This window comes from Paraburkholderia sp. UCT70 (genome assembly GCF_050434085.1).
GTDB classification, from domain to species: Bacteria; Pseudomonadota; Gammaproteobacteria; order Burkholderiales; family Burkholderiaceae; genus Paraburkholderia; species Paraburkholderia tuberum.
In genome coordinates this window covers 2,698,434-2,711,556 of the sequence record NZ_JBNPVZ010000004.1, presented here as the reverse complement: position 1 = coordinate 2,711,556, position 13,123 = coordinate 2,698,434, and the positions used below count along the sequence as shown (strand labels likewise).

The following is a 13,123-nucleotide window of genomic DNA, read 5'->3' as shown; positions in this document are numbered from 1 at the left end:
GGAGTATTGAACATGCAAGCCAGAGAAAACCTCGCGCAGCAGACCGCCAAGAGCGCGGCCGACGCGCTGATTCCGCAGACCAGCGACAAGGCCAAATGGTGGCAGCAGATCACCGAATACAGCCTGATCGTGATCTTCATCCTGATGTTCGTCACGATGTCGCTGACCGTCGATCATTTCTTCTCGATCGAGAACATGCTCGGCCTCGCGCTGTCGATCTCGCAGATCGGCATGGTCGCGTGCACGATGATGTTCTGCCTCGCGTCGCGCGACTTCGACCTGTCGGTCGGCTCGACCGTCGCGTTCGCCGGCGTGCTGTGCGCGATGGTGCTCAACGCGACCAACAGCACGGTCATCGCGATCATCGCGGCGGTCGCGGCGGGCGCGGTGATCGGCTTCGTCAACGGCGCGGTGATCGCTTATCTGCGCATCAACGCGCTGATCACGACGCTCGCGACGATGGAAATCGTCCGTGGCCTCGGCTTCATCGTGTCGCATGGGCAGGCGGTCGGCGTGTCGTCGGATACGTTCATCGCGCTCGGCGGCCTGACGTTCTTCGGCGTGTCGCTGCCGATCTGGGTCACGCTTATCTGCTTCATCGTGTTCGGCGTGATGCTGAACCAGACCGTGTACGGCCGCAATACGCTGGCGATCGGCGGTAATCCGGAAGCGTCGCGGCTCGCCGGTATCAACGTGGAGCGCACGCGCGTCTACATCTTTCTGATCCAGGGCGCCGTCACCGCGCTTGCCGGCGTGATTCTCGCGTCGCGTATCACGTCGGGTCAGCCGAACGCCGCCGAAGGCTTCGAGCTGAACGTGATCTCCGCGTGCGTGCTCGGCGGCGTGTCGCTGTTGGGCGGCCGCGCGACGATCTCCGGCGTCGTGATCGGCGTGCTGATCATGGGTACGGTCGAGAACGTGATGAACCTGCTGAACATCGACGCGTTCTATCAGTACCTGGTGCGCGGCGCGATCCTGCTCGCGGCCGTGTTGCTCGACCAGTTGAAGAACCGCGGCTCGCGCGATTGAGTCGCTTTCACCTTATCCCAAGCTCATAAAGGAATCGAACGATGTCGTCTCCGGCCAATGCAAACGCCAGCCTCGCTGACACAGCGTACGCGCGCTATCCGAGCCTCGTCGACCGTACGGTGCTGATCACGGGCGGCGCGACCGGCATCGGCGCATCGTTCGTCGAGCACTTCGCGGCGCAGGGCGCGCGCGTCGCGTTCTTCGATATCGACGCGAGCGCGGGCGAACCGCTCGCCGACCAGCTCGGCGATTCGAAGCACAAGCCGCTGTTTCTGGCCTGCGATCTGACCGACGTCGACGCGCTGCAAAAAGCGATCGCCGACGTGAAGACCGCGCTGGGTCCGATCCAGGTGCTCATCAACAACGCTGCGAACGACAAGCGCCATCAGATCGGCGACGTGACGCGCGAGTCGTTCGACGCGGGCATCGCCGTGAACATCCGCCATCAGTTCTTCGCGGCGCAGGCCGTGATGGAGGACATGAAGGCCGCGCGTAGCGGCTCGATCATCAACCTCGGCTCGATCAGCTGGATGCTGAAGAACGGCGGCTATCCGGTGTACGTGATGTCGAAGTCGGCGGTGCAGGGTTTGACGCGCGGACTCGCGCGCGACCTCGGCCACTTCAATATCCGCGTCAACACGCTGGTGCCGGGCTGGGTGATGACCGACAAGCAGCTGCGCCTGTGGCTCGACGACAACGGCCGCCGCCAGATCAAGGAAGGGCAGTGCATCGACGCCGAGCTGATGCCGGCCGACCTCGCGCGCATGGCGCTGTTCCTCGCCGCCGACGACAGCCGCATGATCACCGCGCAGGACATCGTCGTCGACGGAGGCTGGGCGTGAGCGCCAGCCCGCGCGTGCAGCGGGCCACGCTGCTGCTCGACGCGCAATGCGAGCTCGGCGAAGGCGCGACCTGGTGCGCGAGGAGCGGCCGCTTCTACTGGACCGACATCGAAGGCGCGCGGCTGTGGCGCTACGATCCGGCCGACGGCCGCAGCGATTCGTTCGACATGCCGGAGCGGCTCGCCACTTTCGCGCTGTGCGAAAACCCGCGCTACGTGCTGCTCGGGCTCGCATCGCACCTCGCGTTTTTCGATCTGCAGACAGGCAGCACACAGCGCATCGTCGACGTCGAACCCGGCATGAATACACGCGTCAACGACGGCCGCTGCGATCGGCAAGGGCGCTTCGTGTTCGGCACCAAGGACGAAAGCGGGCAACGGCAGACGGTCGCCGGCTTTTACCGGTTGAATCACGATCTGTCGCTCGAACGTTTACCGTTGCCAGCGCCGGCGATTTCGAACAGCATCGCATTCAGTCCCGACGGCGCGACGATGTACTACTGCGATTCGCCGACGCGTGAAATCCGCGCGTGCGACTATCGCGCGGACGGCGGCATCGCGAACGATCGCCTGTTCACTCGCCTGACCGATGCGAACGGCATCCCCGATGGCTCGACCGTCGACAGCGACGGCGGCCTGTGGAACGCGCAATGGGGCGGCGCGCGCGTGGTGCGTTATGGTCCCGATGGCGTGGAAACCGAGCGCATCGACGTGCCGACCACGCAGCCGAGCTGCGTCGCGATCGGCGGTGCCGCGCTCGGCCAGGCCACGGGCAGCGCCCAGGGCGAGACGGCGCTCGACACGCTGTACATCACGAGCGCCTACGCCGAGCTCGATGCGACGGCGCGCGCGGCCGATACGCTCGCGGGCGACCTGTTCGTCGCGACGCTCGCGCGGCGCGGTGTTGCGGAGCCGCAGTTCCAGGGCGCGCCTATCTAGCGCAGAATGACGCAGCCCCGGCCGCACGCCGGGGCCGCGATCCTGAAGGTGAAGCAGAAATCGATGTGAAGGTGAAGCAGAAGTCGATGTGGCAGTTTCGGTCCGCGAGCAATACTCCCGCGACCGGCCGGCAACGAATCGGCAGCATGCAGTTCGGACTCGAGGCGAATTGGTAACAAAAAGTCGCCCGCAACTCCCGTCAACCCTGACGGCAACGTCCCACGCCTCTCGATGGAGCCAGATATGACTGTTGCGAATCTCGTTTCAGCCTCATCCCCAACCTCTCAAACGCGACGCTCGCGACTCGCCGCGGCGGCCAATCCCGTGCTGGCGGGCCCGAGCACGTCGGCAGTGGCCCTCGGCGAAGGCAGCGCCGGCGATGTCGCGTGCATCACGCTCGCCAACTCGCAATTGCGTCTCGATGTCGCGCCGACGCTCGGCGGCGGTGTGACCCGCTTCGACTGGCGCGACGACGGCGCGCTGACGCCGATCTTTCGGCGCTGCAGTCACGTCGGTGTCGATACGCAACCGAACCAGCTGGCCTGCTATCCGCTCTTGCCGTACTCGAACCGCATCGGCGGCGGCCATTTCAGCGTGGCCGGGCGGCGCGTCGAGGTACCGCGCAACCGCGCCGACGAGCCGCTGCCGATTCACGGCGACGGCTGGCTCGCGCAATGGCAGGTGCTCGACGCGGGCCGTGAGCACGTGCGTCTCGCGCTCGACCGCAGCGACGGCAAGCCGTACGCGTTCCGCGCGACACAAACCTACACGCTGGACGGCCCGACGCTGGTCGTCTCGCTCGACATCGAAAACGCTGGCCGCGAGACGCTGCCGTTCGGGCTCGGCGTGCATCCGTTCTTCGTGCGCGACGCGGACACCGAGCTGTCGGCGGCGGCCGGCGGCCTGTGGCTCTCGGGCGACGACTGGCTGCCGGTGCGCCACGTGCCGGCGCCCCCCGCGTGGCAGTTCGGCGTCGCGTATCCGCTGCCGGAGACGATCGTCAATCACGCGTTCACCGGCTGGAGCGGCCAGGCGGCAGTGGTGTGGCCGAAGCGCCGTCTGTCGCTGAACATCGCCGCCGACACCGACTATTACGTGCTGTACACGCCGCCCGGCGAAGACTTCTTCTGCTTCGAACCGGTCGATCATCCGATCAATGCGATGAACCTGGCGGGCGGCGCGAGCGAAAACGGCATGACGCTGCTCAAGCGCGGCGAGCGGTTGACGCGCACGTTCCGCTTCACGGTCGAGCGGACTGGACTGCGCTCGATGCCGGGCGGGCGTGGCGCGCGGCGCAGGCCGCAGCCGTAGCCGCCGGGCCGGCGAACGTCCGAACGTGCGCCTGGCGCTGCTATCGCCTATGAGGCGCGGGCCGCGCGGTGACCGCCATCGACGGACGGCGTTCGTGGGACAGGTAAAATACGCGCCTCCTCCGATTACCGGCTCGCCGCGAGACTTCACCATGTCCAATTTCATCCAGACACTCAACGACGCCTGGCAGCGCACGAACTCGCTGCTGTGCGTTGGGCTCGATCCCGAGCCCAGCAAATTCCCGGGTGCGCTCGCGGGCCGCGCCGACGCGATCTTCGAGTTCTGCCGCACGATCGTCGATGCAACCGCGCCGTACGCGTCGTCGTTCAAGCCGCAGATCGCCTACTTCGCCGCGCATCGCGCAGAAGAGCAGCTCGAGCAGCTGATCGCCCACATTCACGCGAACCATCCGGGCCTGCCGGTGATTCTCGACGCCAAGCGCGGCGATATCGGCAGCACGGCCGAGCAATACGCACGCGAGGCATTCGAGCGCTATCAGGCCGACGCGGTGACGGTCAATCCGTACATGGGTTTCGATTCGATCGAGCCGTATCTCGAGCACGCAGGCAAGGGCGTGATCGTGCTGTGTCGCACGTCGAACGCGGGCGGCTCGGATCTGCAGTTTCTCGAGACAAGCGGTCGGCCTTTGTATCAGGTCGTCGCGCAACTGGCCGCGCAGAAGTGGAATGCGAGCGGCCAGCTTGGGCTCGTGGTCGGCGCGACGTTTCCGAAGGAAATCGAAGTGGTGCGGGGGATCGTCGGCGACATGCCGCTGCTGATTCCGGGCATCGGCGCGCAAGGCGGCGACGTGCAGGCCACCGTGAGCGCCGGACGCACCGCGAACGGCACCGGCATGCTGATCAACTCTTCGCGCGCGATCATCTACGCGGGCAGGGGCGACGATTTCGCGCAAGCGGCCGCGCAGGCCGCGAAGGACACGCGCGACCGGATCAACGCGTTTCGTTGAACCGCCGGGCGATCCCGCGGCGGGCGATCCCGCGGCGGGCGATCCCGCGACGGGCGGCGCGGCGCGTCAGCGCGCCGGTGCGAGCCGCCCGATCAACCCCGCATGCCGCGGATGCCGCGCCTTCAGCGCGTCCACCTCCGCGAGTTCGAACTCGCTGAACTCGAAACCCGGCGCGACCGTGCAGCCGACCAGCGCGAACGATGCCGGATCGGCGCACTCGGCCGCGAACCACAAGCCGGCCGGCACGACGGCCTGACAGACCGTATCGGAATGCGTGAGCGGATTGCCGAGCCGGTACGTGATGAGCGCACCGCCGGCATCGCTTTCATCGAGCACGTGGACCAGCAGCGGTTCGCCGGCATAGAAATGCCAGACTTCATCGGAACGGATCCGATGCCACGCCGAATGCGCGCCGTCGCACAGCAAGTAATGGATCGCGGTCGACGCCGCACGGGCGTTCCCAACCTCGCTCGGTTCGCCGGCGCGCAGCACGCGCGCGGCCGAGCGGTAGGTTTCCGCAAAAAAGCCGCCTTCAGGATGGGGCTTCAGATCGAAGCGGCGGATCAGTTCGTCTGCGATCGCGCGCGAATCCAGCATGTCCGCCTCCTCAGTGATAGTTAGACGCCGCTCAATGCTCGCGTTCGTCGAGTAGCGCCAGCAGGCCGCGCAGCGCGTGCGCCGCGGCCTGCACGCGGATCTGCTCGCGGTCGCCCTTGAAAATCTTCGTTTCCACCGACGTGTGCAGCCGGTTGCTCCAACCGAACGACACCATGCCAACAGGCTTGGTGTCCGTGCCGCCGCCGGGGCCGGCGACGCCGGTGATCGACAGCGACACCTGCGCTCGGCTGTTGCGCAGCGCGCCTTCGGCCATCGCTCGTGCGACCGGCTCGCTGACCGCGCCGTGCTTTTCGATCAGGTCGGCCGGCACACCGATCATTTCGCTCTTCGCCTGGTTCGAATACGTGACGAAGCCGCGTTCGAACCAGCCGCTGCTGCCGGAGATGTCGGTGATCGCGGTCGCGACCATGCCGCCCGTGCAGGACTCGGCGGTCACGAGCATCAGGCGCTCGTCGCGCAGACGGTTGCTCGCGCGGATCGCAAGCTGGTGAACGACGGAATCGGTAGGCATGGCGTCAGTCAATCCCGAAAATGAAGCCGGCCGGGCGGCGCGGCGAACGGCAGGGCCGGGCGGCGAGCAAAAGAGTCGAACGGTACTCGAACGGTGAACAGGCAGCGCTCAAACCGACATCCGCCACAGCGCAATCACGAGCAACGTAAAAAAAGCGGCGATCAAGTCATCGAACAAGATGCCAAAACCACCTTTCAGCCGGCGGTCGAAGTAGCCGATCGGCGGCGGCTTCACCATGTCGAAGAAGCGGAAGATCAGGAACGCCCACACCTGGCCGGCGAGCGTGGCAGGCGTGACCATCAGCAGCACGAGCCAGAACGCGACGATTTCGTCCCACACGACCGCCGACGGATCCTCGACGCCGAGCCGCTTCGCGGTAAAGCCGCACACCGCGATGCCGCCGAGAAAGCCGACGCCGATCAGCACGCCCCATTCCATAACTGTCAGATAACGACTCAGCACCGCGAACGAGGCCCACCCGAACAGCGTGCCGATCGTGCCCGGTGCGACGGGCGACAGCCCGCTGCCGAAGCCGAGCGACAGAAGGTGGACTGGATGCGACAGCATGAAGCGCGCGGTCGCGCGACGCGGCTGAGCACGCTTCGGCGCGCGCGGTCCAGGCGCCTGGGGCGGCTCGCCGCCGAGGAACTCGTCGGCGGGGCCGAGCGGGGGGTCATTCTGCATGAAAGTGATCGAAACCTTGCAAGGTCAGAGTGAGCGGCGCGCCGCTGGCGTCGCGCCACGCGATGGCCGGGCGGTCGGTGGCCGCCTCCAGTGCGCTTATTGTACCGATGCGGGTGACCGGCACGGCGGCCTTCTGCGCGGCGGCCTCGACCGCGGCGCGCGCGGCGGCGGGCGCGGTGAAGCACAGCTCGTAGTCGTCGCCGCCGGCGAGCGTGCAACGCTGCTGGACGTCGGGCGGCAGGCGGCGTAGCGCGGCCGAGCGCGGCACCGCATCGACGTCGACGCTCGCGCCCACCGACGAGCGTTCGAGGATGTGCCGCAGATCGCCGGCGAGTCCGTCCGACAGGTCGAGCGCCGCGTGTGCGATGCCGCGCAGCGCGAGGCCGAGCGCGATGCGCGGCTCGGGGCGTTCGAGCGCCAGGCGGAACGTCGCGGCGTCATTCGGGGTGGCGGACCATTCGCCGCGCTGCGCGCCGAGGCCGGCGCGCGCGTCGCCGAGAGTGCCGGAGATCCAGATGTCGTCGCCGGGTTGCGCGGCATCGCGGCGCAAGGCTGTTCGTGGCGGCACGCTGCCGAATACCGTAATGCACAGATTGAGCGGCCCGCCCGTCGTATCGCCGCCGATCAGCTCGCAACCGTAGCGCTCGGCGAGCGCGAACAGGCCTTCGCTGAAACCGGAAAGCCAGGCTTCGTCGGCTTTCGGCAGCGAGAAGGCCAGCGTGAACGCCCGCGGCTGCGCGCCCATTGCGGCGAGGTCCGACAGATTGACGGCAAGCGCCTTGTGACCGAGCGCTTCGGGATCGATATCGGCGAAGAAATGACGGCCTTCGACCAGCATGTCCGTCGAAATCGCCAGCATTTCGCCGGCAGGCGGCGCCAGCAACGCGCAATCGTCGCCGATGCCGAGCGTGCCGCCTTCGGCATTGGCGGGCCGCACGGCGGCAGCGCGGCGGGCAAAGAAACGGTCGATCAGCGAAAACTCGGAAAGCATGAGGGCGGACGATGAGAGGAGAATGATTGGAGAAATGGCGCGGATCAGGCGATTGAGCGTGATGCCCCGTCGCAAGCGCCGGACCATCCGGACGACGGGCAACGCGCGCTTTCACGCTGTTTCAGTCGCGGCTGTTGTACCCGTATTGAAGGAATTGCGTAGGCAATTGGGGCTACAATGCCGTCGAACGTCTATTCTAATCTGCCCTCCGAAGCCCGCCTTATGTCGAATCCCGTCAATACCAAACTCCGCGAAGCAGCTCTCGATTACCACGAGTTCCCGACTCCCGGCAAAATCGCGATCACCCCAACCAAGCAGATGATCAACCAGCGCGACCTCGCGCTGGCGTATTCGCCTGGCGTCGCGTTCGCGTGCGAGGAAATCGTCGAGAGCCCGCTGAACGCCGCGCGCTTCACCGCGCGCAGCAACCTCGTTGGCGTCGTCACGAACGGGACCGCGGTGCTGGGCCTCGGCAACATCGGGCCGCTCGCGTCGAAGCCGGTCATGGAAGGCAAGGCCGTCCTGTTCAAGAAGTTCGCCGGCATCGACGTGTTCGATATCGAGATCAACGAGAACGATCCGCACAAGCTGGTCGAGGTGATCGCCGCGCTCGAACCGACCTTCGGCGGCATCAACCTCGAAGACATCAAGGCGCCGGACTGCTTCATCGTCGAACGCGAATGCCGCAAGCGCATGAAGATTCCGGTCTTCCACGACGACCAGCACGGCACCGCGATCGTCGTCGCGGCAGCGGTCACCAACGGCCTGAAGGTCGTCGGCAAGGACATCAAGGAAGTCAAGCTGGTCGCGTCGGGCGCGGGCGCGGCGGCGCTCGCGTGTCTGGACCTGCTGGTCGACATCGGCCTGTCGCTCGAAAACATCACCGTGACCGACCTCGCGGGCGTCGTGTACAAGGGCCGCACCGAACTGATGGACCCGGACAAGGAGCGTTTCGCGCGTGAAACCGGCGCGCGCTCGCTTGCCGAGGTGATCGAAGGCGCGGACGTGTTCCTCGGGTTGTCGGCTGGCGGCGTGCTCAAGCAGGACATGGTCAAGCAGATGGCCGCCAGGCCGCTGATCCTCGCGCTTGCGAACCCGACGCCGGAAATCCTGCCGGAACTCGCGCTCGAAGTGCGTCCGGACGCGGTGCTGTGCACGGGCCGCACCGACTACCCGAACCAGGTCAACAACGTGCTCGTGTTCCCGTTTCTGTTCCGCGGCGCGCTCGACGCCGGCGCGACGACGGTCACGCGCGAAATGGAAATCGCCGCCGTCAACGCGATCGCCGAGCTGGCGCGCCAGGAGCAGAGCGACATCGTCGCGACCGCGTACGGCATCCAGGATCTATCGTTCGGACCGGAATACCTGATTCCGAAACCCTTCGATCCGCGTCTGATCGTGAAGGTCGCGCCCGCGGTGGCGAAGGCCGCGATGGAATGCGGCGTCGCCGAGCGTCCGATCGAGGACATGGACGCGTACGCGCAGCATCTGCAGCAGTTCGTTTATCACAGCGGCACGACGATGAAGCCGATCTTCCAGCTCGCGCGCAGCGTCGAGCCGGAGAAGAAGCGCATCGTGTTCGCGGAAGGCGAAGAGGAGCGTGTGCTGCGCGCGATGCAGATCATCGTCGACGAAAAGCTCGCGAAGCCGATCCTGATCGGCCGGCCGGCCGTGATCGAGCAGCGGATCGCGCGTTATGGCCTGCGGCTCGTCGCAGGGCAGGACTACACGGTCGTCAATACCGATCATGACGAACGTTACCGCGAGTTCTGGCAGGAATACGCGAAGATGATGTCGCGCAAGGGCATCACCACGCAGATGGCCAAGCTCGAGATGCGCCGCCGCACCACGCTGATTGGCTCGATGATGGTCAAGAAGGGCGAGGCGGACGGCATGATCTGCGGTACGGTCAGCACCACACACCGCCACCTGCACTTCATCGATCAGGTGATCGGCAAGAAGCCCGGCGCGAAAGTCTATGCGGCGATGAACGCGCTGGTGCTGCCGAATCGGCAGATTTTCCTCGTCGATACGCACGTGAACGTCGATCCGACACCAGCCGAGCTTGCTGAGATCACGATCATGGCTGCCGAGGAAGTGCGCCGTTTCGGCATCGAGCCGAAGGTTGCACTCGTGTCGCACTCGAACTTCGGTTCGAGCAACGCGCCGACGGCGCAGAAGATGCGCGACACCCTCGAGATCCTGCGCGAACGCGTGCCGGAGCTGCAAGTCGACGGCGAAATGCATGGCGACGTCGCGCTCGACGCCAACCTGCGCCGTGAGGTATTGCCCGATTCGACGCTCGAAGGCGACGCGAACCTGCTGGTGCTGCCGAACATCGACGCGGCCAATATCTCGTACAACCTGCTGAAGACGGCGGCCGGCAACAACATTGCGATTGGCCCAATCCTGCTCGGCGCGGCCAAGCCGGTGCACGTGCTGACGCCGTCGGCGACGGTGCGCCGGATCGTCAACATGACGGCGCTGCTGGTCGCGGACGTCAGCGCAACCCGCTAACTGCGCATCGTGATCGGGCCGCGACAGGCCCGGCGCCGGTTTTCCCACCGGCGCACCTGAAAAAAAAGGCGTGCCCGCAATGGGCACGCCCTCAGGGCAAGCTGGGGATCGCCACCCCGAAAAATGGCAATGACACGGCCTTTCGGCTGAGTGGTTTCAGGCTCCAACAACCGTAATCGAGCGCCTCGGCCAGCGGCCGCTTGCACCGCCCGCTCTGCATTCGATCACGGTTGAGCTCAGTTTAGCCCGATCGAGCTAAACATTCTGTCAAATGTCGTCAAAGTCCCCGTCACCGGCTTTTCCGCGGGGTGAGGCGGGGCGCCATCGGCCGTCGAACGTTGATTCCAAAGGCTATTAGCGATACCCTTACGACTTTCATGGTCGTCAAACTCGTGATCTGACAGCTGGGGAAACCTGATACATGGCACGCAACTGGTTGCGCGTGAAAGGCGTGCTGATCGGTGCCGCCGCACTCTGCGCGTTGTCCAGTTCCGCGCCCGAAGCGCTGGCGCGAGATTACTCGGCGCCAGCTGGGGTGGAAGCGCAGGTGGGCACCATCGCGCTGGCGCAATTGCCGCGCGAGGCGGTCGATACGTTGAACCTCATTGCCGCCGGCGGGCCTTACCCGTATCAGAAGGACGGCATCGTATTCGGCAACTACGAGCGGGTCCTACCCGCCCATCGGCGCGGCTATTACCACGAATACACCGTCCCCACGCCTCACGCGCGTAATCGCGGGGCGCGCCGCATCGTCTGCGGAGGTCCGCTACAGCGGACCGACAATTGTTATTACTCGGACGACCATTACACCAGTTTTAACCATATTGTTGAATGACATTGGGATGAACGGCATGAGCGACAACATCTACGCGCACGATTCCGGAGTCGCGACGGATCTTTTCGCGGCCGGCGACGGCAATTTGTTCCAACGCGTCATGAAGATGCGCGCCGACCAGCAGGGTCGCGACAATCAAAGCGAGGCTGCCACGGTGGTTTCATCGAACGAGGAGCCCATGAGCCTTTTCAGGACGGTGCGGCCGAACATCGTGCAGTCGATCCGCGCGTTCCGCGTGCAGGATCTCGCCGACGAGGCCAACCTGCTCGGCCAGCACTTTCTGTATGCGTACTGCGCGAACGCCGCCTCGAAGCAGGAAGTGCTCGAGACGATCGCGACGTCGTTCCTGTTTCCCAAGCATTTCGGCAAGAACTACGACGCGCTCTACGACTGCCTGACCGACCTCGTGCACAAGGCCGGCGCGCAGCCCGGCTTCGTGATCGTGCTCGAACACGTGCCGATCGCGCAGAAATTCGACAAGGAAGGGCGCGAGACGCTGCTCGACGTGTTCCGTGAAGCGGCCGAATTCTGGGCCGAGCGCAAGGTCGCGTTCCGGGTGTTCTACTCGTTCGCTTGAAGTTCGCCGGATTTTCGCCTGTTCAGGCGTAGCTGCTTGAGTCTGACAGTGAACGTCGCGGTATAAACGGCAAAGGCCCGCTAATTGGCGGGCCTTTGCTTTTGTCGCGCTGCTTGGGCAAGCTCCCGCTCACCAGCCGCCCCAGCGCGCCGCGAGCCCCGCCAACACTGCGATTCCGGCGGTCTCGGTGCGCAGCACACGCGGTCCCAAGCCAATCGCGGTAAAGCCCTGTTCGCCGGCGGCGGCTTCCTCGTCGGCGGAAAGGCCGCCTTCGGGGCCGATCAGCAGCGTCACGCCACCAGGCGGCGGCGCGTCAGGCAGCGCCGCAAAGCCGATGCTCGCGCGCGGCGATAACAGCAGGCGCAGCTCATCAGGCGCCGGCTCGCGCGACAGCGTATCGAGCCACGCGCCAATCTCGCACACCGGCATCACGTCCGGCAGCCGATTACGTCCGCACTGTTCGCACGACGCCCGCACCACACCCTGCCAGTGCTGCTGCCGCCGCTGCGCGCGCTCGGCGGTAAGCCGCACGACGCTGCGCGCGGTCGCGAGCGGCACGAAGCCCGAGGCGCCGAGTTCGACCGCCTTCTCGATCAGCCAGTCCATCTTGTCGCCGCCCGCGATGCCTTGGGCGAGCGTCAGCCGATACGGCGGCTCGACCTCGATCGCGCGAAATTCGCCGATTTTCACGCGAGCCGCACGACGCTCGACCTCGACGAGTTCGGCGCCGTATTCGCCGCCCTGGCCGTTGAACAACGCCAGGGAATCGCCTGGCTGCAGACGCAGCACGGCCACGTGGCGCACGACGTCGTCGGGCAGTGCGATCACGTCGTCGGCGTAAAGCGGGATATCAACAAAAAAACGTGGCATCGACGGGAGACTCTTGAATTCAGGACAGGTGGCGGGCGAGTGCCCAGCGATAGCCGTCGATATCCTCGACCTGCGCGAAGCGGTCGCCCCAGAACTGGTCCTGTGGCTCGCTCAGCGACTTCGCGCCGGCCGCGAGCGCGCGAGCATACACGGCGTCGACGTCCTCGACATAGACATAGAACGATTGCGGCGCGATCGTGCCCGCGCTTTTCGGTGTCTTCGCGGTCGAGCCGAACGCGCCTTCAGGCGCGAACATCACGATCAGCTGGCCTTGATAGGTCATCTCGACGTGCATGACGACGCCGTCGTCCTGCACGCTGTCGCGCACGTCGAAACCGAACGCCGCCGAGAAGAATGCCGTCGACGCGCGCGCGTCGCGCACAGTCAGATAGGGGGTGAGCCAGGGCACACCGGCGGGGTGGGGGGCGGTCAT

14 protein-coding genes are annotated in these 13,123 nt (G+C 65.8%); 8 read left to right on the top strand and 6 right to left on the bottom strand.

Going from position 1 to position 13,123, the window contains the following annotated elements; translation table 11 throughout:
* Positions 1–12 precede the first annotated feature (12 nt).
* The 5 genes from araH (at position 13) to pyrF (ending at position 5,087) form a co-directional block, all read left to right on the top strand.
* Positions 13–1,029, top strand: a complete 1,017-nt coding sequence (gene araH / locus OKW41_RS38185; protein ID WP_429451749.1) for an L-arabinose ABC transporter permease AraH — start codon at positions 13–15, stop codon at positions 1,027–1,029.
* Positions 1,030–1,070: 41 nt separating this feature from the next.
* Positions 1,071–1,871: an SDR family NAD(P)-dependent oxidoreductase gene (locus OKW41_RS38180; RefSeq protein WP_429451748.1), complete on the top strand. Its 801-nt coding sequence runs from the start codon at positions 1,071–1,073 to the stop codon at positions 1,869–1,871.
* The gene (locus tag OKW41_RS38175; RefSeq protein WP_429575732.1) at positions 1,868–2,809 is read left to right on the top strand and encodes an SMP-30/gluconolactonase/LRE family protein; all 942 of its coding nucleotides are present in this window, start codon (positions 1,868–1,870) and stop codon (positions 2,807–2,809) included. Before OKW41_RS38180 ends, OKW41_RS38175 begins: the two co-directional genes overlap by 4 nt.
* A 243-nt stretch (positions 2,810–3,052) precedes the next feature.
* A complete protein-coding gene (locus tag OKW41_RS38170) occupies positions 3,053–4,120 on the top strand; it encodes an aldose 1-epimerase (RefSeq protein WP_429451744.1) in 1,068 nt (355 codons plus the stop codon).
* A 151-nt stretch (positions 4,121–4,271) separates the two neighbouring features.
* Complete coding sequence (gene pyrF, locus OKW41_RS38165) at positions 4,272–5,087, top strand: orotidine-5'-phosphate decarboxylase (protein WP_429575731.1); 816 nt, start codon at positions 4,272–4,274, stop codon at positions 5,085–5,087.
* A 66-nt stretch (positions 5,088–5,153) separates the two neighbouring features.
* Here pyrF and OKW41_RS38160 read toward each other — a convergent pair whose 3' ends face one another.
* From OKW41_RS38160 to thiL, 4 genes are all read right to left on the bottom strand, one after another.
* The gene (locus OKW41_RS38160; protein WP_429451741.1) at positions 5,154–5,684 is read right to left on the bottom strand and encodes a cupin domain-containing protein; all 531 of its coding nucleotides are present in this window, start codon (positions 5,682–5,684) and stop codon (positions 5,154–5,156) included.
* A 31-nt stretch (positions 5,685–5,715) separates the two neighbouring features.
* A complete protein-coding gene (locus tag OKW41_RS38155) occupies positions 5,716–6,216 on the bottom strand; it encodes a CinA family protein (RefSeq protein ID WP_429451739.1) in 501 nt (166 codons plus the stop codon).
* Positions 6,217–6,324: 108 nt separating this feature from the next.
* Entirely contained in the window at positions 6,325–6,900 is a 576-nt protein-coding gene (locus tag OKW41_RS38150; protein ID WP_429575730.1) for a phosphatidylglycerophosphatase A family protein, read from the bottom strand.
* A complete protein-coding gene (gene thiL / locus OKW41_RS38145; protein WP_429575729.1) occupies positions 6,890–7,891 on the bottom strand; it encodes a thiamine-phosphate kinase in 1,002 nt (333 codons plus the stop codon). Before thiL ends, OKW41_RS38150 begins: the two co-directional genes overlap by 11 nt.
* A 177-nt stretch (positions 7,892–8,068) precedes the next feature.
* Here thiL and OKW41_RS38140 point away from each other — a divergent pair, with 177 nt between their 5' ends.
* The 3 genes from OKW41_RS38140 to OKW41_RS38130 all read left to right on the top strand — a co-directional run bounded on the left by OKW41_RS38140 (position 8,069) and on the right by OKW41_RS38130 (position 11,820).
* Positions 8,069–10,408: an NADP-dependent malic enzyme gene (locus OKW41_RS38140; RefSeq protein ID WP_429575728.1), complete on the top strand. Its 2,340-nt coding sequence runs from the start codon at positions 8,069–8,071 to the stop codon at positions 10,406–10,408.
* 421 nt (positions 10,409–10,829) lie between these two features.
* Positions 10,830–11,243 carry a ribonuclease gene (locus OKW41_RS38135; protein WP_429451729.1) on the top strand — a complete coding sequence of 138 codons (414 nt, stop codon included), beginning with the start codon at positions 10,830–10,832 and terminating at the stop codon, positions 11,241–11,243.
* A 16-nt stretch (positions 11,244–11,259) separates the two neighbouring features.
* Positions 11,260–11,820: a barstar family protein gene (locus OKW41_RS38130; protein WP_429575727.1), complete on the top strand. Its 561-nt coding sequence runs from the start codon at positions 11,260–11,262 to the stop codon at positions 11,818–11,820.
* A 129-nt stretch (positions 11,821–11,949) separates the two neighbouring features.
* On the opposite strand, the gene OKW41_RS38125 is transcribed toward OKW41_RS38130, so the two are convergent.
* Both OKW41_RS38125 and OKW41_RS38120 read right to left on the bottom strand, forming a co-directional pair.
* On the bottom strand, positions 11,950–12,690 hold the full coding sequence (locus OKW41_RS38125) for a 16S rRNA (uracil(1498)-N(3))-methyltransferase (RefSeq protein WP_429575726.1): 741 nt from the start codon (positions 12,688–12,690) through the stop codon (positions 11,950–11,952).
* A 19-nt stretch (positions 12,691–12,709) separates the two neighbouring features.
* Entirely contained in the window at positions 12,710–13,123 is a 414-nt protein-coding gene (locus OKW41_RS38120; RefSeq protein WP_090801864.1) for a VOC family protein, read from the bottom strand.

Coding starts and splice junctions, on each gene's coding strand:
- OKW41_RS38120 (WP_090801864.1), bottom strand. CDS start 13,123: ATGACCGCCCCCCACCCCGCCGGTGTGCCCTGGCTCACCCCCTATCTG.
- araH (WP_429451749.1), top strand. CDS start 13: ATGCAAGCCAGAGAAAACCTCGCGCAGCAGACCGCCAAGAGCGCGGCC.
- OKW41_RS38140 (WP_429575728.1), top strand. CDS start 8,069: ATGCCGTCGAACGTCTATTCTAATCTGCCCTCCGAAGCCCGCCTTATG.
- OKW41_RS38150 (WP_429575730.1), bottom strand. CDS start 6,900: ATGCAGAATGACCCCCCGCTCGGCCCCGCCGACGAGTTCCTCGGCGGC.
- thiL (WP_429575729.1), bottom strand. CDS start 7,891: ATGCTTTCCGAGTTTTCGCTGATCGACCGTTTCTTTGCCCGCCGCGCT.
- OKW41_RS38130 (WP_429575727.1), top strand. CDS start 11,260: ATGAGCGACAACATCTACGCGCACGATTCCGGAGTCGCGACGGATCTT.
- OKW41_RS38135 (WP_429451729.1), top strand. CDS start 10,830: ATGGCACGCAACTGGTTGCGCGTGAAAGGCGTGCTGATCGGTGCCGCC.
- OKW41_RS38160 (WP_429451741.1), bottom strand. CDS start 5,684: ATGCTGGATTCGCGCGCGATCGCAGACGAACTGATCCGCCGCTTCGAT.
- OKW41_RS38155 (WP_429451739.1), bottom strand. CDS start 6,216: ATGCCTACCGATTCCGTCGTTCACCAGCTTGCGATCCGCGCGAGCAAC.
- pyrF (WP_429575731.1), top strand. CDS start 4,272: ATGTCCAATTTCATCCAGACACTCAACGACGCCTGGCAGCGCACGAAC.
- OKW41_RS38180 (WP_429451748.1), top strand. CDS start 1,071: ATGTCGTCTCCGGCCAATGCAAACGCCAGCCTCGCTGACACAGCGTAC.
- OKW41_RS38125 (WP_429575726.1), bottom strand. CDS start 12,690: ATGCCACGTTTTTTTGTTGATATCCCGCTTTACGCCGACGACGTGATC.
- OKW41_RS38170 (WP_429451744.1), top strand. CDS start 3,053: ATGACTGTTGCGAATCTCGTTTCAGCCTCATCCCCAACCTCTCAAACG.